Origin of the sequence: Streptomyces sp. NPDC058758, assembly GCF_042746075.1 — a bacterium.
Taxonomy (GTDB): domain Bacteria; phylum Actinomycetota; class Actinomycetes; order Streptomycetales; family Streptomycetaceae; genus Streptomyces.
In genome coordinates this window covers 105,019-126,764 of the sequence record NZ_JBHYPS010000024.1, presented here as the reverse complement: position 1 = coordinate 126,764, position 21,746 = coordinate 105,019, and the positions used below count along the sequence as shown (strand labels likewise).

Genomic DNA, 21,746 nt, shown 5'->3' with positions numbered 1-21,746 from the left:
TCAGGCCGTCGACGGCGGAGAACTGTCCGGTGACGCCGATCGCGGCGCGGACGGCGTGGGCTTCGGTGGCGAGGTCGTGGCCGGCGACGCGGGCGCGTCCGGCGTCGGGGGTGACGAGGGTGGAGAGGATCTTCACGGCGGTGGTCTTGCCGGCGCCGTTGGGACCGAGCAGCGCGAAGACGGAGCCGGCCGGGATGTGGAGGTCGACACCGTCGAGGACGACCTTGTCGCCGTACGACTTGCGCAGACCGGTGGCGGTGATGGCGGCCGGGACGGGCGGGCCGCCGCCCTGACCGGGCGTCGGGAATGGCATGGGCATGACAGAAGAAGGCATGGAGGCCTCCGATCGAAGGACGAGGCGGGAAGGACAGGAGGGAGGAAGGAGGCGGGAGGGGAGGAGGGAGGGGTGCTTGTCGTGGGGGAGGGGCGGGGCCCGGGCGGGCGGGCCCCGGGGGGGGGCGGGGTCAGACGCGGGCGCGGCGGATGTCGATGTTGCCGTGGCGGGTGCGGGCGCGGACCGTGACGGTCTCCTCGGACTCCTGCGGGGCGTCGGAGGCGGTGAGGCCGTTGCGCACCTGGCCGGAGCCCGAGACGGCGTCGAGCCAGGCGGCGGTGCCCTCGCGGACGCCGACGTCGATGGCGCCGTAGCTCGTCTCCACCTGGACGGTGCCGCGGGAGGCCTCCCCGATGCGGATGGTGCCGTGCGCGGTGGTGGCGGTGACCGAGTCCTCGGCGCGGTCGACCGTGATGTCGCCGTGCGCCCCGCTGACGCGGAGCTCGCCGGTGACGGCGGCGACCGTCGTGGTGCCGTGCGAGTTCTTCAGGACGGCGGGACCGTCGATCAGGCCGGCCCGCAGGCTGCCGGAGCTGGTGGTGATCTCGGCCGGGCCCTCGACGCGGTCCACGGAGATGGAGCCGTGCGAGGCCGTGAGGCGCAGCGGGCCGGTGGTGTCGAAGCGGGCGTCGCCGGACGAGGTCTTCACGCGGACCTCGCCGAGGCGGCCCTCGCCGAGGACCTGGGTCCAGGCGCCGTCGAGTTCGATCCGCGAGCCCGTCGGCAGTTCCACCGTCACGTCGACGACGCCGGTGCGGCCGAAGAGGTTCGACTTGGGCGTCCGCACGGTGAGCGTGCCGTTCGCGTACGCGACCTCGGTCTGCTCGCCCGTCCGCACGTCCAGGTCCTTCTTCGGGTTGCGCGGGGCGACCTCGACGACCGTGTCCGTGCGCTCGCCGGCGACGAACTGGATGGAGCCGGCCTCCACGCGGGCCGTGACCGAGATCGCTGCGGGAGTGTCGAAAGAAGGCATGGCTGTCCCGTCCTCTTGGGTCTCGTGAACGTCCCCGCTGGTGGGACGTGGTGGGGGTGAAGTGGTGCGGGGTCGTGCGTCGGAGGCGTATGGAGGGGTGGTGCTTAGGGGGTGTGCCGGGTGGGCGGTGGGTTACCGCACCCAGCCCGTGATGCTCTGTCCGACGGTCCGGGGCTTCTCCGCCGTACGCGGCCGGGTGCCGCCGTCGACCGCCGAGGACACGGCCCGGACCAGCCAGGCGTTGACCGACAGGCCCTCGCGTGCGGCGGCCTCCTCGGCCCGCGCCTTGAGGTGCGCCGGCAGCCGCAGGTTCACCCGGGCGACCGCGCCCTCGTCCCCCTCGGGGGCTGCGGGGGCCGCCGGCGGCTCGGGGGGCGCCGCCGGCTCCGCGGGGGACGTGCCGCTGTCGGAGGGCGGTCGCGTGACCACGAAGTCGGGGTCGAGGCCCCGGAGCCGTACGTCGACCGAACCGGGGGCGAGCTCGCGGGTGATCTCGTCCGTGGCCGCGGAGAGCACGTGGAGCATGGTCAGGCGGGCGGCCGAATCCAGCGGAGCCGTCAGTCGCTCGGCCAGTTCGCGTGCCGCGTCGCCACCGGCTTCGGCGGCCACCGCGAGTTCGCGGCGGAGGCTGTCGACATACGGGGTGAGGTCCATGACGCCATCATGGCACCACGATGGCGCCATGTGCAACCCCTTGTGGCGCCAAGGGGTGCCGAATGGCACCGGATGGCGTCACTGATGGCGCCGTGTGGCGCCGTGTGGCGCCAAGCGGTGCCGCGCGACGCCAGGGTGCTGTCCCAGGTCAGGGTGATCGGAGGGGCGTCGTCACGCCGTGAGGCGGCGCGGGGCTGCCGGGGTGGCGTCAGGGGCGGTAGGGGTGGCGTCAGGGTGGCGTCGAGGTGGCGTCAGGTGTACGGGGGCGGTGTCGTGACCGCTCGGGCCGCGCCCGACTCCGGAGGCGGCAACCCCTCTTCCTCCCGGCCTCAACGGGCTTGTCCGCAAGGGTGGTTGACGGTAGGTCTGGACCAATCTACGGTCTGCTGGAGCGCGCGCCACGCCCCGGACCGACCCCCCACGTCCCAAGGAGCACCGCATGCCAGGCTCACGGATCACCCGCGCCCTCGGAGCGGGTCTCGCCGCCCTGCTCGCCTCCGTCGTCACCGTCGCCGCCGCTCCCGCGCAGGCCGTCGCCGGCCCGGCCGGCACCACGTCGGCGGCGGCCGACACCTGCGCCCTCAAGCCCCGTCCCGCCGGGAAGGTGCTCCAGGGCTACTGGGAGAACTGGGACGGCGCCGTCAACGGCGTCCACCCGCCCTTCGGCTGGGCGCCGATCGACGACCCCCGGTTCGCCGCGCACGGGTACAACGTCATCAACGCCGCCTTCCCCGTGATCCGCTCGGACGGCACGGTGCTGTGGGAGGACGGCATGGACAGCACCGTCAAGGTCGCCACCCCGGCCGAGATGTGCCGGGCCAAGGCCGCGGGCGCCACCATCCTGATGTCCATCGGTGGGGCCGCCGCCGGGATCGACCTCAGCTCGCGGGCGGTCGCCGACCGCTTCGTCGAGACGATCGTGCCGATCCTCCAGCGGTACAACTTCGACGGCATCGACATCGACATCGAGACCGGTCTCGTCGGCAGCGGCAGCATCGGCACCCTCTCCGCCTCCCAGGCCAACCTCGTCCGCATCATCGACGGCGTCCTCGCCCGGATGCCCGCCGGCTTCGGCCTGACGATGGCGCCCGAGACGGCCTACGTCACCGGCGGCAGCGTCGCGTACGGCTCGATCTGGGGCGCGTACCTCCCGATCGTCAAGAAGTACGCCGACAACGGCCGCCTGTGGTGGCTGAACATGCAGTACTACAACGGCAGCATGTACGGCTGTTCCGGCGACTCCTACTCCGCCGGCACCGTCGCAGGCTTCACCGCCCAGACCGACTGCCTCGACCGCGGCCTCGTCGTCCAGGGCACCACGATCCGCGTCCCCTACGACAAGCAGGTCCCCGGCCTGCCCGCCCAGCCGGGCGCCGGCGGCGGCTACATGGCGCCCTCCCTCGTGACCCAGGCGTGGAACCACTACGGGGGCAAGCTCAAGGGGCTGATGACCTGGTCGGCGAACTGGGACGGCTCGAAGAACTGGACCTTCGGCGACAACGTCAAGCGCCTCCAGGGCCGTTAGCCCCGCGCCGCGCCCGCCCGGCCCTCGCGTGTTACCCGTGGGTACGTCATGATGGCGGCAACCATCCACGACGCCGGGGGCTGAGGCAGCGGTGAGCGACGAGAAGCGGAACACGGTGCACGCCTTCGGGGACGACTCCCTCGGGGAACACGACGCCGTCGGACTCGCGGAGGCGATCCGGCGGCGCGAGGTGAGCCCCGCCGAGGCGGCCCGGGACGCGGCCGCCCGCCTGCGGGCGGTCGCCGAACTGAACGCGGTGCAGACCCCGCTGGACCCGCCGGAGCTCCGTGGCGGCACCGGCGGGGTCTTCGCGGGCGTCCCCACCCTGATCAAGGACAACACCGACTACGCGGGCCTGCCCACCGGCCACGGCAGCGCCGCCTTCACCCCCCGCCCGGCCCGCCGGCACGCGCCCTTCGTGCGCCAGTTCCTCAGCACCGGCGTCACCGTCCTCGGCAAGACCCGGCTGCCCGAGTTCGGCTTCAGCCCGGCCACCGAGTACGAGACCGGGGAGCCGGTACGCAACCCGTGGCACACCGGCCGCTCCGCGGGCGGCTCCTCCGGCGGCGCCGCCGCGCTCGTCGCCGCCGGAGCCGTACCGCTCGCCCACGCCAACGACGGCGGCGGCTCCATCCGGATCCCCGCCGCCTGCTGCGGCCTCGTCGGCCTCAAGCCCACCCGGGGCCGGGTCGTCGGCAACGACCAGAGCCGCCGGCTGCCGGTCGACATCGTCACCGACGGCGTCGTCACCCGGACCGTCCGCGACTCCGCCGCCTTCCTCGCCGCCGCCGAACGCTACCGGCGCAGCCCCAAGCTGCCGCCGGTCGGCCTCGTCGAGGGCCCGTCCGACCGGCGGCTGCGCATCGGCTTCCTGCTCGACTCGCCCAACGGCGTCGCCTGCGACGACGACACCCGCGCCGCCGTCACCGGGACGGCCGCCACCCTCCGCTCCCTCGGCCACACCGTCGAACCGGTGGGCATGGACCTCGACCCCCGTTTCACCGGGGACTTCCTCACCTACTGGGGCATGCTCTCCTTCCTCCTCGGGGTCACCGGCCGCGGCCTGGGACGGGACTTCGACCGGCACCGCATGGACGGGCTGAGCCGCGGACTGCGCGAGGAGTACGTGAAGCGGTGGCGGGACACCCCGGGCGTGCTGCGCCGGCTGCGGCGGACCAGGGAGGCGTACGCGGCGGCCCTGCGCGGTCTCGACCTCGTCCTCACCCCGGTCCTCGCCCACACCGCGCCCCCGATCGGGTACCTCAGCCCCACCGTCCCGTACGCCGTGCTGGTCGAGCGGATCCTCGGGTACGTGGCCTACACCCCGATCGACAACGTCGTGGGCACCCCGTCGATCTCCCTGCCCAGCGCGCACACGACCGCCGAGGGCCTGCCGGTCGGCATCCTCCTCTCCGGGCGCCCCGGCAGCGAACGCACCCTCCTGGAGGCCGCGTTCGCCCTGGAGGCCGAGCGGCCCTTCCGGCGCGTCCAGGACGTCTGAGACCCGGCGGGCGGACGGTCAGGAGACCGCCTCCCGCAGCGCGGCGAGCGTCAGCGGACCGCACACGCCCGGACGTTCGAAGACCCGCACGGACCACTGGAACCGGATCACGGCCGTCTCCAGCGCCTCCCCGAAGACGCCGTCGAGCGGCCCCCGGTAGAGGCCGAGCCGCTGGAGTGCGTCCTGGACCTCCACCACCTCGGGGCCGCTGCTGCCGATGCGCGGTCCGTCCGGCCCGGAGGACGGGCGGCCGTGCCCACGGGTCGGCGGCGGGGAGGAGGCCGGCGGCTCCGGAGGGGGAGCGGTGACGGCCCGCCTCGTGGGAGGCGGCGCCACGGGTGGGGCGGTGGTCGGGGCGGACCGGGTCGCCGTCGCGGTCGCCGGAGTCGTACGGGTCGGAGCCGTGCGGGCCGGGGTCGGCTCCGGCGACGGTGTCGGGGTCGGCCGCGCCGAGGGGGTGCGGGACGGCTCCTCGGTCGGCCCGGCGGGGGCCGGCACCGGGGCGGGCGGGAGGGGCAGGTCCGGCATCGTGAGGGCGGAGGGAGCCGGGGCGGGCGAGCCCGGCCGCGCGGCGAGGTAGACCGGCAGGGCCGCGCCGACCCCGGCCGCCAGCAGTCCCATCAGCAGCGGGGGGAGCGGGAGTGCGCGCCGCCGCCGCGGGGCGGGCGCGTGCCGGCCGCCGCGCCCGCGGGGCGCCGCCGGGACGACGGGCAACGGCCTTGTGTCGTCGAAGAGTTCGAGATCCTGCTCGCGCGCCCCTGGACCGCCGGGAGCGCCCGCCGCGACCTGGCCGAAGACGGGGTGGGGGCGTCCGGCGGGCCCGGGAGGTCCGGAGGGTTCGGGGGTGACCGGCGTGACTGCTGTGGTCAGGGCAGTCCTGTGGCGCATCGAGGGCTCCAGGGGAGGGGAAACCGTGAGGGATGCGGAGAAGCCGTGGAGGGGTGGCGAATCCACGCAGATTTTGATCGCCGGTCAAAGAGAGCGTCAACTGCGGGCGATGCCCCGTAAATGGTGACCTTCGAGGCCTTGCTCCTTAAACGACCCTTAAGGTGTGACGCGGCTCACAGGCGGGTGGGGCCTCCCGGCGGGCGGACCACGGGTCGCGACCCGGCCGAGGGGCCCCGCCGGCGGTCGGCCGGGCCGTGGCGACGGCGACCGGCGACCGGCGCCCGCGCCCCTCGACCCGGCCCGTTGGCAGGCGCCCCTCGGGGCGGCCCTCCCCGGGCCACCCCTCTGGACGGGCGGGTCCCCGAGGCCCCCGGCCTTCCTCCCCGTCAGGGCTGCTCCGGGAAGTGGCAGGCCACCTCCCGGGGTTCGTCCGCCGCGAGCGGACGCAGGGCCGGCGCCTCGGTGCGGCAGACGGCCCGGGCCTTCGGACAGCGCGGGTGGAAGGTGCAGCCCGGCGGGGGAGCGGCGGGGCTCGGCGGGTCGCCGAGGAGGGTGATGCGCTCCCGGGCCCGTTCGGCCGCCGGGTCCGGCAGCGGCACGGCGGAGAGCAGCGCCCGGGTGTAGGGGTGGGCGGGGGCCCCGTACACCCGGTCCTTGGCGCCGATCTCGACGATCCGGCCCAGGTACATGACGGCGACGCGGTCGCAGACCCGCTTCACCACGGACAGGTCGTGGGCGATGAACAGGTAGGCGAGGCCGAGTTCGTCCTGGAGCCGCTCCATCAGGTTGACGATCTGCGCCTGGACGGAGACGTCGAGCGCCGACACGGGCTCGTCGGCCACGACGAGCCGGGGGCCGGTGGCGAGCGCGCGGGCGATGCCGATGCGCTGCGCCTGGCCGCCGGAGAACTCGTGCGGGCGGCGGTCGGCGTGTTCGGGGATGAGCCCGACCAGCTCCATCAGCTCCAGCGCCCGCTTCCGGGCCTCCTCGGCCGGAGTGCCCTGCACCAGCAGCGGGTCGGCGATGATCCGGGCCACGGACTGGCGGGGGTTGAGGGAGGAGTGCGGGTCCTGGAAGACCATCTGGATCTCGCGGCGGAGGGGTTTCATGGCCCGCTGCGAGAGGTGGGCGATGGGCTGTCCGTCGTACTCGACGGAGCCGGCGGTCGGCTCCAGGAGCCGGACGACCATCCGGCCGGTGGTCGACTTGCCGCAGCCGGACTCGCCGACCAGGCCGAGGGTTTCGCCGGCCGCCAGGTCGAAGCCGACGCCGTCGACGGCCCGCACGGGCGAGGAGCGGCGGCGGCCGGGGAAGGTCATGGCGAGGTCCCGCACGCGCAGCAGCGGCGGCGCCGGGTCCGTGGCGGGCGGGGTGGACGTGGTCACGGGGCGACCCCTTCGTACGCGGGAAAGGCCGGGAAGGCCGCGAAGTGGCAGGCGGCGGTGTGTCCTTCGGGGCCGCCGAGCATCGGCCGCTCGCCGGCACAGCGGTCCCGCTCCCGGGGCGTGCCGGCCGCCGCGCGGGCGCAGCGCGGTGCGAAGGCGCAGCCGGGCGCCGGGTCGAGGAGGGACGGGGGACTGCCGGGGATGGCGCGCAGCGGTACGTCGTCGGGGTCGTCGAGCCGGGGCAGCGAGTCGAGCAGCCCGCGGGTGTACGGGTGCGCGGGGGCGGCGAACAGGGCGTCCACCGGGGCCTGTTCGACGGCCCGGCCGCCGTACATGACGAGCACCTCGTGGGCGACCCGGGCCACCACGCCCAGGTCGTGGGTGATCAGGACGACGGAGAGCCGGCGTTCCCGCTGGAGCCGGGCGAGCAGGTCGAGGATCTGGGCCTGCACGGTGACGTCGAGGGCGGTGGTCGGCTCGTCGGCGATGAGCAGGTCCGGCTCGCAGACCAGCGCCATCGCGATCATGACCCGCTGGCGCATGCCGCCGGAGAACTGGTGGGGGTACTCGCCCGCCCGGCGTTTCGGCTCCGGGATGCCGACCTCGGCGAGCGCCTCGACGGCGCGGGCGCGGGCGGCGGCCCCGCGGCTGCCGAAGTGGACGCGGTGGTGTTCGGCGATCTGCTCGCCGACCGTGTAGTACGGGTGGAGGCTGGAGAGCGGGTCCTGGAAGACCATCGCCATCCGCCGGCCGCGGAGCCGGTTCAGCTCCCGGTCGGGGAGGCCGACGAGTTCGCGTCCGTCGAGGGCGACGGAGCCGGTGACCTCGGCGCCGGTGTGCAGGCCCATGAGGGCGAGCGAGGTCACGGACTTGCCGGAGCCGGACTCGCCGACGATGCCGAGGGTGCGGCCGTGCGGCACGGTGAAGGAGAGGGAGTCCACGGCCCGGACGGGGCCGCGCGGGGTCGGGAAGGTGACGCCGAGGTCCCGGACCGTCAGGAGCGGGGCGGTGTCGGCCATCAGTACCTCACTCGCGGGTCGACGACGGCGTACAGCAGGTCGACGGCCAGGTTGGCGACGACGATGAAGGTGGCGGCGAGGAGCGTCACGCCGAGGATGACGGGCTGGTCGCCGGTGGTGAGGGCGCCGTAGAAGAGGCGTCCGACGCCGGGGAGCCCGAAGAGGGACTCGGTGATGACGGCGCCGGCGAGGAGCCCGCCGAGGTCCATGCCGAAGAGGGTGAGGACCGGGGTCATGCCGGCCCGCAGCCCGTGCTTGACGACGACCGTGCGGCGCGGCAGTCCCTTGGCGCGGGCGGTGCGGATGTACGGCTCCGCCATGGACTCGATCATCGCGCCGCGGCTCTGCCGGGCGTACATGGCGGCGTACAGGACCGCGAGGGCCAGCCAGGGCAGCAGCAGGTTGGAGGCCCAGGACAGGGGGTCGGAGGTGAGGGGCACGTACTGCGGGTAGGGCAGCAGGCCGGTGAGCCGGATCAGCCCGTAGATGAGCAGGACGGAGGTGAAGTAGACCGGCAGGGAGGCGGCGGCGACCGCGCCGACCATGAGGGCCCGGTCGGTCAGGGTGTCCTTGCGGAGGGCGGCCGTCACGCCCGCGGTCAGGCCGAGGGCCAGCCACAGCACGGCGGCGCCGGCGGCGAGCGAGGCGGAGACGGGCAGCCGGTCGACGAGCAGGTCCCAGACGCCCTCGCTGTTCTCGTAGGAGTAGCCGAGGCAGGGGAAGTCGCAGTGCAGGGCGTACTGGCCGGTGCCCACGGTGCGGCCGGTGAAGACGCCGGTGACGAAGTCCGCGAACTGGCGCCAGACGGGGGCGTCCAGGCCCATGTTCGCGCGGATCGCCTCCAGGCGTTCGTCGCTGCACGCCTTGCCGCAGGCGGCGGCGGCCGGGTCGGAGGGCAGGACGTAGAAGATGGTGAAGGTGACTGCGGCGATGGCGAGGAGGACGCCGAGCACCCCGAGGAGCCGGCGGCCGAGGTAGAGGATCACGTGCGGCTCCCCCGGGGGTCGAGGACGTCGCGCAGCGCGTCGCCGAGGAGGGTGAAGGCGAGGACGGTGAGGAAGAGGCAGAGGCTCGGGACGAGGAAGTACAGGGGGTCCGTGTCGTAGTACGCGACGCTCTCGGCGATCATCTGGCCCCAGGAGGGGGTCGGCGGGCGGACCCCGACGCCGAGGTAGCTGAGCGCCGCCTCGGTGGCGATCATGCCGGGGACCATCAGCGTGGTGTACGCGATGACCGGCCCCGCGACGCCCGGGAGGATGTCGCGGGCGAGGATCCGCCAGGGGCCGGCACCGCCGACGCGGGCCGCGTCGACGTACTCGCGGTGCTTGAGGGAGAGGGTCTGGCCGCGGACGACCCGGGCGACGCCGGGCCAGCCGAAGAGGCCGATGACGAGGACCATCAGCAGGGTCCGGTCGACGTCCCGGGCCACCGACATCATCGCGATCATGAAGATGAGGGAGGGGAAGGACATCGTGAGGTCCATCAGCCGGGACAGCACGGTGTCGGTGCGGCCGCCGAAGTAGCCGGCGGCGATGCCGGCGGTCACCCCCGCCAGCACGACGATCGCGGTGGCGGCGAAGGCGATGAGCAGCGACACCTGGGCGCCGTGCACGACCCGGGCGAACAGGTCCCGGCCGGTGATGGGTTCGACGCCGAGCCAGTGCTCGGCGGAGACCCCGCCGAGCGGTCCGACGGGCAGTCCGCCGAGGTAGGGGTCGACGGCGGTCTTGTCGAACTCCTCCGGGCCCCAGCCGCCCAGCGGGGCGATCAGCGGGGCGGCCGCGGTCATCAGGGCGAAGAGGGCGACGACGGCGAGGGAGACCTTGAGGGAGGTGCGGCGGCGCAGTTCCGCGCGGACCGCCCGCCAGGCCCCGCCGCCCCCGTGCACCGGGGGCGGGGTGGTGGTCGTGGTCATGGGAGGGGCGTCCTTCAGTTCGCGCTCTTGGACGGGTCCTTGAGGCCGACGGTGGCGTAGTCGATCTGTCCGCTCCAGGAGGTGTGGCCGTAGGCACCGGCGACGTTGGTGCCGACGAGGAGCGAGCGGCGCTTGGTGGCGGCGGGGGCGACGGGGGCCTGGGCGAGGATCCGTCCGTCGAGCTCCTGCCACGCCTTGTTGGCCGCGGCGCCGTCGGTCATGGCGGCGATCTCGTCCATCCGCTTCATGGTGGCGTCGTCCTTGAAGAGGGAGTGGTTGCCGGAGTTGCCCTTCTCCTTGATGAAGCGGCCGTCGAAGACGAAGGGGAGGAAGGTGGTGCCGGAGGGGAAGTCGGGGCACCAGCCGGTGTAGACGAGGTCGGTGCGGTTCCTGGTGTCGCCGATGGTGTCGTAGAAGGCGGACGGGTCGACGGTCTCGATGGTCACCTTGATGCCGGCCTTCCCGAGCGACTGCTGGACGGCCTCGCCGATGGCCTTGTCGCCGCTGGAGACGGTGAGGCGGGTGGAGAATCCGTCGGCCTTGCCGGCTTCCGCGAGCAGCTGCCTGGCCTTCTCGGGGTCGCCGGAGAGCGGGATCCTCAGGGTGTCGGGCTGCTTGCCGCCGGTGAAGAGGGAGCCCGGCATGGCGGCGCCGGCGGCGTCGGTGACGGCCGGGCCGCCGGCGGCGGTGACGATCGCCTCCCGGTCGAGGGCCCACTGCACGGCCCGGCGGACCCTCACGTCGTCGAAGGGGGCGCGTCCGGTGTGCATCTGGAGCATCTCGGTACAGCTGCTGGACTCGGCGAGCAGCCGGGCCCTGACATCGGCCCGGGTGAGCACCTTGGAGAGGGACTCGGGGCGGAGCTGGGCCCAGGAGACGGCGGAGGCGTCGCCGCCGGAGGAGGCGATGAGGCGGTCGTCGATCTGGTTGCCCTTGAGGCCCATGGTGACGACGATCCGGTCCGGGTAGGCCTTGCGGACGGAGTCGGTCGCGGGATCCCAGTGGGTGTTGCGGACCAGGACCATCCGCTTGTCCCGGGCGTAGCTCTCGATCTTGTACGGCCCCGAGGAGAACGGGCGGTTGTCGTACTGGGCGCCCTTGTCCTGCTTCGGCGGTACCGGGGCGAAGGTCGGCAGGGTGGCGGCGAAGGGGAACTCGGCGAAGGGCTTGCGGAGTTCGAAGACGATCGTGCGGGCGTCCGGGGTCTTCACCGAGTCGAGGTGGCCGCCCTGGGCGGGGCCCTGGTAGCCCTCGGCCCCGGCGAGGTAGCGGGCCGCGTAGTCGGGGCCGCCGGGGAGGTCGGGGGAGAAGGAGCGTTCGACGTTGTGCTTGACGTCCTGGGCGGTGACGGGGGTGCCGTCCTCGTACTTCAGGCCGGGCTTGAGGCGGAAGGTCCAGGTCTTGGCGCCGTTCGAGGGGGTGCCGAGGTCCTCGGCGAGGTCGGGGACCAGTTCGCTGCCGTCGGCGCCGGGGGCGGCCCGGTAGGTGACGAGGGTGCGGTAGAGCAGCCGGGTGCCGAAGTCCATGTCGGGCATGACCCAGTTGCGGGCCGGGTCGAGGTGGGTGAAGTCCTGGTTGGACAGGACGGTGAGGGTGCCGCCCTTCTGCGGGGTGCCGCCGAGGACGGCTCCGGCGTTGGCGGCGGCGGGGTTCTTCCCGTCGGGGCCGCCGCCCTTCCTGCCGCCGGACGGGCCGGTGGAGCAGGCCGCGAGGCCGAGGGAGAGGGCCGACACCAGGGCGATGGCCAGGGTGCGGGTGCGCTTGTTCATGGGTCACTCCGAGGAGAGCGGGAGAGGGGTCGGGCGGCCGGAGCGGCCGGAATGTGACCCGTAACATAGTAATGTGAAATTGCACTGACAAGGCGTGGGATCCCGCCCGGCCCGTCCGTTACCCATCCGTGTCCCCGTGGGGCCTTCCTCCGGTGTCGCGCCCCGGATCGGCTCCACCCGTGCCGGTTCTCCGGTTTGCGCGGGAACCGCAAAGAATCGTCATTCTCTTGCGGAAGCTGCGCTAGTCTTGCGCGCATGACGCGACGACTTGCTCAGGTGGCGAAGAAGGTGGGGGTCAGCGAGGCGACGGTGAGCCGGGTCCTCAACGGCAAGCCCGGAGTCTCCGAGGCGACCCGGCAGTCCGTGCTGACGGCGCTGGACGTGCTCGGCTACGAGCGGCCCACCCAGCTCAGGGGTGAGCGCGCCCGGCTCGTCGGACTCGTCCTGCCGGAGCTGCAGAACCCCATCTTCCCCGCCTTCGCCGAGGTCATCGGAGGCGCGCTCGCCCAGCAGGGGCTCACCCCCGTGCTCTGCACCCAGACCAAGGGCGGCGTCTCCGAGGCCGACTACGTGGACCTCCTCCTCCAGCAGCAGGTCTCCGGCGTGGTCTTCGCCGGCGGCCTCTTCGCGCAGGCCGACGCCCCGCACGACCACTACCACCAGCTGGCCGAGCGCAACATCCCGGTCGTCCTCATCAACGCCTCCATCGAGGGCCTCGACTTCCCCTGCGTCTCCTGCGACGACGCCGTCGCCGTCGAGCAGGCCTGGCGCCACCTCGCCTCGCTCGGCCACGAGCGGATCGGGCTGCTGCTCGGGCCGACCGACCACGTGCCCTCCCGCCGCAAGCTCCAGGCCGCCCACGCCGCCGCCGAGGCGGCCGGCACCCCCCTCGCCGACGAGTACGTCGCCCGCTCGATCTTCTCCCTCGAAGGCGGCCAGGCCGCCGCCAACCGCCTGCTCGAACAGGGCGTCACCGGCATCGTCTGCGCCAGCGACCCGCTCGCCCTCGGCGCCATCAGGGCCGCCCGCCGGCGCGGGCTCTCCGTCCCCGGCGACGTCTCGGTGGTCGGCTTCGACGACTCGGCGTTCATGAACTGCACGGAGCCGCCGCTCTCCACCGTCCGCCAGCCCATCGAGGCCATGGGCCGGGCCGCCGTCGAGCTGCTCTGCGCCCAGATCCAGGGCGTCCACTCGCACCCGGGCGAGCTGCTCTTCGAGCCCGAGCTCGTGGTGCGCGGCTCGACCGCCCCGCCGGCGGCCCGCGCGTAGCGGAGCCCGTACCGCCTCGCCCCCCCGGGCCGCGAGTTCCTTCCGCCGCCCGGGGTGAGGGCCCCTCCGTCGTCCGGACCGTGGGGTACGCCCCTAATCGCCGCAAAATATCGACGGAATCACTCAAGGCAGCGCTCGCGGGGAGTCACCACCCGAAGCGCCGGTCCACGACGGCGGCGAACTCCTCGAAACTGAGGACGCGGTCGCCGTTCTGGTCGGCGGCGTCGAAGAGGGCGGCGGACGCGTCGTCGCCCCCCACGCCCCAGAAGGGGATCACCCCGCGCGCGGCCAGGGTGGGCCCCTTCTCCCGGAGGGCCACGATGACCTCGACGCGCGTCAGCGTCCCGTCGTGGTCGAGATCGAGCGCGTCGAAGAGGGCGCGGGCCTTGTCGCTCATGACGTGTCCTCGGATAGGAGCGGCTTCCTGCCGGAGAGGACGCCCCGCCCGCCCGCCGGGTTGCCTAAGCTCTGGCCCATGGTGAAGTCCTCGAACCCCTCCGCCCCCGAACTGCTCGTCCTGCACGCCGTACGGCTGCAGGGCATGACCACCGGGGCGGAGGCCGCCGAGCGCTTCGGGCTCGACGCGGAGGCCGTCGGAGAGCTGCTGCTCGACCTCCAGGCGTACGGCCGGGTGACGCGGAGCTCCTTCGCCGGCACCTCCGGCTGGAGCCTGACCGACCGGGGGCGGGCGGAGGGCGAGCGGCTGCTCGCCGAGGAGCTGGCCGCGTCGGGGCTCGGGCCGTTCGTCCGCGAGCGGTACGAGACCTTCCTCGCGTACAACGCCCGCTGCCTGACCGCCTGCACCGACTGGCAGCTGCGGCCCGACGGGACCGGCAGGCTCGCCGTGAACACCCACGGCGACGCGGCCTGGGACGCCCGGGTCCTCGACGAACTGACCGTCCTCGGAGGCGTCATCGACACCCTCTCCGCCGAACTGGGCGCCCGCCTGCCCCGCTTCGCCGGCTACGGCGACCGCTTCACCACCGCCCTCGCGCGCGTCCGCCGCGGCGAACTCTCCTGGGTCGACCGTCCGCGCGCCGACTCCTGCCACACCGTCTGGATGGAACTCCACGAGGACCTGCTCGCCACCCTCGGGATCCGCCGCGGCGAGGAACCCCTGCCGTAGGCCAGGACGAAGGTGACGGTGATGAGGAGGGCCCAGGCGCCGAACTTGGCGATCGAGACGGGCCGCCAGCCGTCCAGCTGGTCGGGGTAGCTCCAGGCGCCGACGTAGGTCGCGGCGTTCTCGGCGACCCAGAGGAAGAAGCCGATGAGGACGAAGGACAGGGCCAGCGGCATCCGGTGGTCCCGCGTCCCGACGCGGAAGCGGACCCAGGTGCCGGCGGTGGCGAGGAGCAGCAGCGCGGCGAGGACCCAGCGGGCGTCGGGCAGCCAGTGGTGGCTGAAGAAGTTGAGGTAGACAGCCCCGGCGAGGACCGCCATGGCCCGGGGCCGGTAGCCGGTCAGGCGCAGGTCGAACAGGCGCCAGGCGCGGCAGACGTAGCTGCCGACCGCCGCGTACAGGAAGCCGCCGTAGAGGGGGACGCCGCCGAACTTGGTGACCGCGTCCTCCGGGTAGCTCCAGGAGCCCATGCGGACCTTGACCAGCTCGAAGAACAGGCCGATCAGGTGGCAGACGGCGATGACCGCGACGTCGCGCCCGGTGTCCCAGCCGAGCCGCCAGGCCAGGACGGTGAGCGCGATGCCGTAGCCGAGGAGCAGGTCGTAGCGGGCGACGGGCAGGTCGGGCAGGAGCGTCGAGACCGCGATGCCGCCGACGAGCGCGACGGCGAAGGCGCAGCAGCGCGCCTCCAGGAGCGCGAAGCGCCAGAGCTGGCGGAGTGCGTGGGTGATCCGGTCCATGCGGGAGGGGACGCCCCGCGCACGTGTGCGGTTTCCCGCTCCCGCTCTCCTTCCCGTTCCCGTTCCCGGTCTCCGGTGGAGAGGGCCCCGGCTGGGTGCTGGGCGGTGGGGTGCTCTCCGGCGGGCGGCCTGCGGCGGAGCGGTCGGTCGCGGAGCGGTCAGTGGTGGTGGGCGCAGCGCGGGGCGGTGAGCAGCCGGCGGACCATGTCGCCGGCCGCCGCGGCGTCGCGGGCCTCGCCGGGGAAGAGGAGGCGGAGGTCGCAGTGGCCCTCGCCGTACTCGCAGCGCAGCGACACGGCGTGCCGGTCCATGGCGAGCGGCAGGGCGCGGACGACGCCGTGGGGGAGGCGGGAGCCGGCGAGGACGACCAGCTCGGAGACGAGGTCGGCGTGGGCGTCGGCGAGGTGGGTGAGGAGCGCGGCCTCCTCCAGGGCGAGCGGGTCGGGGGCGGCGAGCGCGTACGCGCCGGGGGCGACCTCCTCCGTCCCGGTGCCGGTGCGGAGCACGATCCGGGCGGGGTCGAGGCGGAGCGGGCCGGGGTCGCCGGGCGTGGCGGGGACGAGCCGGCCGGTGAGGGTGACGCGGGCGCGGACCCGGTCGCGCAGCGCCGTGGGGGCGATGTCGGTGAGGTCGATCCGGGCGTCGGACGCGCCGGCCGGGTCGAGGGCGAGGTGGGCGGAGAGCGGGGTGTCGGCCGGTGGGTGGAGGGTGATCCGGCCGCGTGCGCCGACGGTGTGCGCGCCGAGGAGGTCGTAGGTCCGTCCGTCGAGGGTGAGCGAGAGGGAGAGGGCCCGGGCCAGGACGGAGCGGACCTGTTCCGCGGCGGTCTGCTGGGGCAGGGCGGGGGAGGGGGCGGCGCTCACGGGGACACTCCTCGATCGAATTTTAGGTAAGGCTAACCTAACCAGGCCGCGCGGCCGGTGTCCAGGACCCCCGGAAACGGAGGGATTTCGGGAGGTGTCGGCGGCCCCCGCTACTGTGCGGAGCACCGAATCGGACGAGTACATGCGGGAGGGGCCGTGCGCCGCTGGGAGCACGCCGGGGACGGCGCGGGCAAGTTCTGGGAGGCCGGAGCCGAAGGCGCCTCGGTGACCGTCCGGTTCGGGCGGACCGGCACCGTCGGCCAGACCCGCGTCAAGGAGTTCGACACCCCCGGGCAGGCCGAGGCGTACCTGGTGAAGGCGGTCGGCGAGAAGGAGCGCAAGGGGTACGTCGCCACCGGCGCCGCCACCGCCGCCGCCCCGGCGCCCGCCGTGCCCGTCCCCGCGGGCGCGGCCGCCGCCCGAGTCCCCCTGGAACAGGTGAGCGAGGCTCCCGCGGCGCGTCCCGACGAGTCCGCCTTCGTGCTGCCCGAGGCGTGGAAGCGGAATCTCCGCCCGCGCCGCGGCGGCACCCCCGTCCCGGTCGCCGGGCCCGACGCGGGGGCACCCGCCCGGCTCGCCGCATGGCGCTCCCGCTTCGCCGCCGAGGTGGACCGCCCCCTCGACGCCCCGCGCAGCGACGCCGACCTCGTCTCCGCCGCCCGCGCCCACGACGCCGGCAGCCCCGACCCCGTCGGCGCCGCCGTCCTCGCCGCCCTGCTGCCCCCGGAGGCCGAGCGGGACGCCGTCGTCGATGCCTGGACCCTCGCGCACGGACTGCCCTTCGCCGCCGTCGCCGCCGTCGAACTCGTGGAGTGCCGCCGCGTCTGGGCGCGCCACGGGCACCGCAGCGAGGTCGTCGGCATCGACCGTGCCGTCGAGACCCACCGGAACTGGGAGGGCGGGGCGTCCCTCACCGCCCTCGACCGGGTCCGCGACCTCCTCGCCGTCACCGACGACGCCACCTACGCCGCCGCCGTCGCCGCCCTCGCCCGCCACCGGACCACGCCCCGCCGCCGCGTCGCCGTCTCCTACCTGGTGCCCACCGAACACGCCTGGACCGACGAGTGCCTGGCCCGCGCCGAGACCCGCGAGCACCTCCAGAACGAGGTGCGCACCCTGCTCGTCCGCTCCGTCACCGCCGGCCAGACCGCCGCTTACGGCGGCCGCGCCGACCTCGGCTGGCGCGGCTGGACCCCCGCCGTCATCGCCACCGTCGCGGACGGCGCCGGCACCGCGATGGCGCCCTTCCTCATCGCCGAGACCGACCGCCCGTACCTCGGCACCGACGACCTCAAGGTGCTCGCCGCAGCCCTCGCCGAACTCCCCTCCGACGAGGCGTTCCAGGCCCTCCTCGACCGGGCCGGCGACAAGCACGTCCGGGGCGAACTGGCCGCGGCCGCCCGCCGCTTCCCGGTCCGGGCCCTCCGGCTGCTCGCCCTCGCCGCCCGCGCGGACACGGCCGAGGCCCCGCTGGTCCGCCGGATGCTCGCCGGGCACGTGGCCGCCCACCGCGCGCTCGCCCTCGCCGTGCTGCCCGAACTGCCCGCGGAGGCCGCCGAGATCGTCGAACCGCTGACCCGCGCCCAGGACACCGCGGACGACGCCGCCCCGGCCGACCTCCCCGCCCTCCTCACCGCGCCCCCGTGGACCGTCCGGCACGCGGCCGTCGCCCCCCGGATCGTCACCGGCCCCGTCGCGCCGTCCGGCACCCGGGTCGTCTGGCGCGAGGGGGAGCGGCGGGCGTGGGCCACCGCCGAGTCCTGGGTGACCGGCTGGCAGCCGTACGAGCCCCTGGACACGCTGGTCGACAAGCTCCTCGACGGGAGCCTGCACGGCTGGCACACCGTCGGCGTCCTCGTGAACGGCCCCGCCGACCGCGTCCGCCCCTTCCTCGCCGACTGGGACGGCGCGGACCACTGCTACGACGGCGCCGAGGTCTTCAAGCCGCTCGTCGCCGCCCACGAGGCCGCCGCCCTGCCGCCGGTGCTCCGCATGGCCGCGCACCACCCCGCCGCCATGGCCGAGGTGCTGCTGCCGTACCTCGACGTGCGGGTCGCCCGGCTGATGGCGAACTGGCTGCTCCGCCTCAAGACCGCCGGCCGCACCGCCCGCACCTGGCTGCTCCGCCACGGGACCGACGCGGCCCGGCTGCTCGTCCCCGACGCCGTCGGCGCGGCGGGACCCGAACGGACCGCCGCCGAGGGCGCCCTCCGGGCCCTCGTCGCCGCCCAGGGCCCCGACGGCGTCCGCGCCGCCGCCGCGGAGTACGGCGAGGAGGCCGCCCTGGCCGTCGGGGAACTGCTCGCCACCGACCCGCTGGTGAGCGCGCTGCCGGCCCGGATGCCGCAGGCCCCCGCGTGGTGCGAGCCCCGCGTGCTGCCCCGGATCCGGCTGCGGACCGGAGCCACCCTGCCGGTGACCGCCGTCGCCCACCTGCTCACCATGCTGGCCGTCTCCAAGCCGGGCGCCCCCTACCCCGGCCTCGCCGAGGTCCGGGAGCTGTGCACGCCGGAGTCGCTCGCGGGCTTCGCCTGGGGCCTGTTCGAGGAGTGGCGGGTCGTCGGCATGCCTCCCAAGGAGGCGTGGACGCTGCACGCCCTCGGCTGGTTCGGCGACGACGACACCGTCCGCGCCCTCACCCCCGTCATCCGGGCCTGGCCCGGCGAGGGCGCCCACCAGCGGGCCGTCGAAGGGCTCGACGTGCTCGCCGCCATCGGCACCGACACCGCGCTCCTCCACCTCCACGGCATCTCCCAGCGCGTCCGGTTCAAGGCGCTCAGGCAGCGCGCCCAGGAGAAGATCGCCGAGGTGGCCGAGGGCCTCGGCCTCACCGGCGAGCAGCTCGCCGACCGGCTCGTGCCCGACCTCGGCCTCGACGCCGACGGCAGCACCGTGATCGACTACGGCACCCGCCTGTTCACCGTCGGCTTCGACGAGGGCCTCGGGCCGTACGTCCTCGACGCCGAGGGCCGCCGCCTCAAGGACCTCCCCAAGCCCGGCGCCCGTGACGAGACGGAACTGGCCACGGCCGAGCGCAAGCGGTACCTCGCCCTCAAGAAGGAGGTCCGCGCCCTCGCCGCCGACCAGGTCCGCCGTCTGGAGGCCGCCATGGTCGACGGCCGCTCCTGGACCGGCGCCGAGTTCCGGCGGCTGTTCGTCGAGCACCCCCTGGTCCGGCACCTCGCCCGCCGCCTCGTCTGGAGCGCCGAACGGGACGGCACCGCCACCGCCTTCCGGATCTCCGGGGACCGCGCCTGCGTCGACGTCCGCGGCGGCCTCGTGACCGTCGCCGACGACGCCACCGTCACCCTCCCGCACCCCCTGCGCTTCCCCGGCCGGATCGACGCCTGGTCCGAGGTCCTCGCCGACCACGGGATCGCCCAGCCCTTCCCGCAGCTCGGCCGGCGTATCCACGCCGCCACCGAAGAGGAGGCGGCGGGTGCCCGGCTCACCCGCTTCGAGGGCGTCACCGTCCCCGTCGGCCGGCTCCTCGGCCTCCAGAAGCGGGGCTGGGAGCGGGGCGTCCCGCAGGACGCCGGCGTCGAGCGCTGGTTCCACCGGCGCCTCGCCCCCGAGCGCCACCTCGTCGTCCAGCTCGAACCCGGCATCGCCGTCGGCATGCCCGACGAGGCCCCCGAGCAGACCCTCGACACCGTCTGGCTCGACGCCCATCCCGGCGACCACTGGCCGAGCCGCACCTATCCGCTGCGCTTCGCCGACCTCGACCCGGTGACCGTCTCCGAACTCCTCGCCGACCTCACGGAGCTGACCTCACGGAGCTGACCTCACGGAGCTGAGCCTGCGGAGCTGTGCCTGCGGAGCCACGCCCACGGGGCCTCCCCGCCGAGCCGACCCCACGGAACCGATCCCGCGGCGCCGACCTGGGCTCCGGGGCCTGTTGGTCCGCCGGGTTCGCCCCCGCCTGTGGTACTGCCTTGGGGGACATGTGTGATTTGTCCCGTTTGCCGGGGAAAGGGGCTCTAGATGGCTCAAGACGGACAGGAGCCGGACGGCGGTCGGCAGGGTGGCGGGGGCGGGACCGGGCGGGGCGCCCTGCGGGTGACGGCGGACCTGCCCGATCACGGCCACCGCCACCCCGCCCGGACCGACCCGGTCGTCTTCGGCGTCACCGCCGTGCTCACCCTGGCGTTCGTCGTCTGGGGCGCGACGGCCACGGACAGCCTGGAGTCGGTCTCCAGCAGCCTGCTCGACGGGCTGATCCGGGACGGCGGCTGGGCGTTCATGCTGGCCGCCTCGGGGTTCGTCGTCTTCGCGCTGTGGCTGGCGATCAGCCGGTACGGCCGGATCACCCTCGGCCAGGAGGGCGAGGGCCCGGAGTTCCGCACGGTCTCCTGGATCGCCATGATGTTCAGCGCCGGCATGGGCATCGGCCTGATGTTCTACGGCGTGAGCGAACCGCTCGCCCACTACGGCACCCCGCCTCCCGGCACGTCCCCGGTGGACTCGGCCGAGCGGATGGAGACGGCGATGGCCACCACGCTGTTCCACTGGACGCTCCACCCGTGGGCGATCTACGCCGTGGTCGGCCTGGCCATCGCCTACTCGACCTTCCGCCGGCGGCGGCGGCAGACCATCAGCGCCGTCTTCGTGCCGCTGATGGGCGAGCGCCGGGCGTTCGGCAGCCCCGGCCGGGTCATCGACATCCTCGCCATCTTCGCCACCCTCTTCGGCTCGGCGGCCTCGCTGGGCCTCGGCGCGCTCCAGATCGGCAGCGGCGTGGAGGAGCTGGGCTGGATGGAGAAGACCGGCACCGGCCTGCTCGTCGGCATCATCGCCGTCCTCACGGTGGCCTTCGTGCTGTCGGCCGTCTCCGGCGTGGAGAAGGGCATCCAGTGGCTCTCCAACACCAACATGGTGCTGGCGCTGCTGCTGGCCGTCTTCGTCTTCGTCGCGGGCCCCACGATCATCGTCCTCGACCTGCTGCCGACCTCCATCGCCGCCTACGTCGGCGACCTGCCCCAGCTGGCCGGCCGCACCGAGGCCACCAGCGGGGACGACATCCACGGCTGGCTCGGCAGCTGGACCGTCTTCTACTGGGCGTGGTGGATCTCGTGGACGCCCTTCGTCGGCATGTTCATCGCCCGCATCAGCCGGGGCCGGACGATCCGCCAGTTCATCGGCGGCGTCATCCTGGTGCCGAGCGCGGTCAGCCTGGTCTGGTTCGCGATCTTCGGCGGGACGGCGATGCGGCTGAGCGAGCAGGGCGAGCTCGGGGGCGAGACGACCCCGGAGGGGCAGCTCTTCGGACTGCTCCAGGAGTTCCCGCTGACGGGGGTGATGAGCCTGCTCGTGATGGTCCTCGTCGGCATCTTCTTCGTCTCCGGCGCGGACGCGGCCTCCATCGTCATGGGCACCCTGTCGCAGCGCGGCGCGATGGAGCCGACCCGCCCGGTGGTGGTCTTCTGGGGCGTGGTCACCGGAGCCGTCGCCGCGATCATGCTGCTCATCGGCGACGGCCAGGGCGACGCCCTGGCGGGCCTGCAGAACCTGACGATCCTGGTCGCCGCCCCGTTCGTGCTCGTGATGATCGGGATGTGCGTGGCGCTCATGCGGGACCTGCGCGAGGACCCGCTGATCGTGCGGGGCCGGGTCGGGGAGGAGGTTGTCGGGGTCGCGGTGATCGCAGGACACGAGAAGTACGACGGCGACTTCGAGCTGCGCATCGGCCCGGGCACCGCCGACGGCACGGCCGGCGGAGTCGCGGACGGCGCCGCCCCGGTCCCGCCGGGCGGCCCGGCGGTCCCGCCGGGCCCGTAGGGCGCGTCTC

General features: G+C 74.4%; 17 protein-coding genes. 5 read left to right on the top strand and 12 right to left on the bottom strand.

Annotated elements, in window-relative coordinates; genetic code table 11:
* From ACFW6A_RS25500 to ACFW6A_RS25490, 3 genes are all read right to left on the bottom strand, one after another.
* The coding region (locus ACFW6A_RS25500; protein WP_386643176.1) for an ATP-binding cassette domain-containing protein at positions 1-334 on the bottom strand (334 nt) is incomplete at its 3' end.
* A 130-nt stretch (positions 335-464) separates the two neighbouring features.
* Entirely contained in the window at positions 465-1,307 is an 843-nt protein-coding gene (locus ACFW6A_RS25495; protein ID WP_351855543.1) for a DUF4097 family beta strand repeat-containing protein, read from the bottom strand.
* A gap of 132 nt (positions 1,308-1,439) precedes the next feature.
* Positions 1,440-1,961 (bottom strand): toxin-antitoxin system HicB family antitoxin, encoded by a 522-nt coding sequence (locus ACFW6A_RS25490; RefSeq protein WP_386643172.1) that lies wholly within the window; start codon positions 1,959-1,961, stop codon positions 1,440-1,442.
* A 439-nt stretch (positions 1,962-2,400) separates the two neighbouring features.
* Here ACFW6A_RS25490 and ACFW6A_RS25485 point away from each other — a divergent pair, with 439 nt between their 5' ends.
* Entirely contained in the window at positions 2,401-3,486 is a 1,086-nt protein-coding gene (locus ACFW6A_RS25485) for a chitinase (RefSeq protein ID WP_386643169.1), read from the top strand.
* Between the two features lie 91 nt (positions 3,487-3,577).
* A complete protein-coding gene (locus ACFW6A_RS25480) occupies positions 3,578-4,987 on the top strand; it encodes an amidase (RefSeq protein WP_351855537.1) in 1,410 nt (469 codons plus the stop codon).
* A gap of 18 nt (positions 4,988-5,005) precedes the next feature.
* Here ACFW6A_RS25480 and ACFW6A_RS25475 read toward each other — a convergent pair whose 3' ends face one another.
* From ACFW6A_RS25475 to ACFW6A_RS25450, 6 genes are all read right to left on the bottom strand, one after another.
* A complete protein-coding gene (locus ACFW6A_RS25475; RefSeq protein ID WP_386482878.1) occupies positions 5,006-5,875 on the bottom strand; it encodes a peptidoglycan-binding protein in 870 nt (289 codons plus the stop codon).
* A gap of 386 nt (positions 5,876-6,261) precedes the next feature.
* A complete protein-coding gene (locus ACFW6A_RS25470; protein WP_386643182.1) occupies positions 6,262-7,194 on the bottom strand; it encodes an ABC transporter ATP-binding protein in 933 nt (310 codons plus the stop codon).
* A 62-nt stretch (positions 7,195-7,256) separates the two neighbouring features.
* Entirely contained in the window at positions 7,257-8,279 is a 1,023-nt protein-coding gene (locus ACFW6A_RS25465) for an ABC transporter ATP-binding protein (protein WP_351855531.1), read from the bottom strand.
* Positions 8,279-9,265: an ABC transporter permease gene (locus tag ACFW6A_RS25460; RefSeq protein ID WP_386643165.1), complete on the bottom strand. Its 987-nt coding sequence runs from the start codon at positions 9,263-9,265 to the stop codon at positions 8,279-8,281. The genes ACFW6A_RS25465 and ACFW6A_RS25460 overlap by 1 nt, the downstream gene beginning before the upstream one ends.
* Positions 9,262-10,194, bottom strand: a complete 933-nt coding sequence (locus ACFW6A_RS25455) for an ABC transporter permease (RefSeq protein WP_386643162.1) — start codon at positions 10,192-10,194, stop codon at positions 9,262-9,264. The genes ACFW6A_RS25460 and ACFW6A_RS25455 overlap by 4 nt, the downstream gene beginning before the upstream one ends.
* Before the next feature lie 14 nt (positions 10,195-10,208).
* Complete coding sequence (locus ACFW6A_RS25450) at positions 10,209-11,963, bottom strand: ABC transporter substrate-binding protein (protein WP_386482888.1); 1,755 nt, start codon at positions 11,961-11,963, stop codon at positions 10,209-10,211.
* A 255-nt stretch (positions 11,964-12,218) separates the two neighbouring features.
* Here ACFW6A_RS25450 and ACFW6A_RS25445 point away from each other — a divergent pair, with 255 nt between their 5' ends.
* A complete protein-coding gene (locus ACFW6A_RS25445; protein ID WP_386643157.1) occupies positions 12,219-13,232 on the top strand; it encodes a LacI family DNA-binding transcriptional regulator in 1,014 nt (337 codons plus the stop codon).
* A 145-nt stretch (positions 13,233-13,377) separates the two neighbouring features.
* Here ACFW6A_RS25445 and ACFW6A_RS25440 read toward each other — a convergent pair whose 3' ends face one another.
* From ACFW6A_RS25440 to ACFW6A_RS25430, 3 genes are all read right to left on the bottom strand, one after another.
* Positions 13,378-13,629 carry an EF-hand domain-containing protein gene (locus tag ACFW6A_RS25440; protein ID WP_351855519.1) on the bottom strand — a complete coding sequence of 84 codons (252 nt, stop codon included), beginning with the start codon at positions 13,627-13,629 and terminating at the stop codon, positions 13,378-13,380.
* 566 nt (positions 13,630-14,195) lie between these two features.
* Positions 14,196-15,095, bottom strand: a complete 900-nt coding sequence (locus tag ACFW6A_RS25435) for a DUF817 domain-containing protein (protein WP_351855516.1) — start codon at positions 15,093-15,095, stop codon at positions 14,196-14,198.
* 158 nt (positions 15,096-15,253) lie between these two features.
* The gene (locus ACFW6A_RS25430; protein ID WP_386482894.1) at positions 15,254-15,958 is read right to left on the bottom strand and encodes a DUF2470 domain-containing protein; all 705 of its coding nucleotides are present in this window, start codon (positions 15,956-15,958) and stop codon (positions 15,254-15,256) included.
* Positions 15,959-16,114: 156 nt separating this feature from the next.
* Here ACFW6A_RS25430 and ACFW6A_RS25425 point away from each other — a divergent pair, with 156 nt between their 5' ends.
* Both ACFW6A_RS25425 and ACFW6A_RS25420 read left to right on the top strand, forming a co-directional pair.
* The gene (locus ACFW6A_RS25425; RefSeq protein ID WP_386643154.1) at positions 16,115-19,741 is read left to right on the top strand and encodes a WGR and DUF4132 domain-containing protein; all 3,627 of its coding nucleotides are present in this window, start codon (positions 16,115-16,117) and stop codon (positions 19,739-19,741) included.
* Positions 19,742-19,942: 201 nt separating this feature from the next.
* On the top strand, positions 19,943-21,736 hold the full coding sequence (locus ACFW6A_RS25420) for a BCCT family transporter (RefSeq protein ID WP_386643151.1): 1,794 nt from the start codon (positions 19,943-19,945) through the stop codon (positions 21,734-21,736).
* Positions 21,737-21,746: the final 10 nt, after the last annotated feature.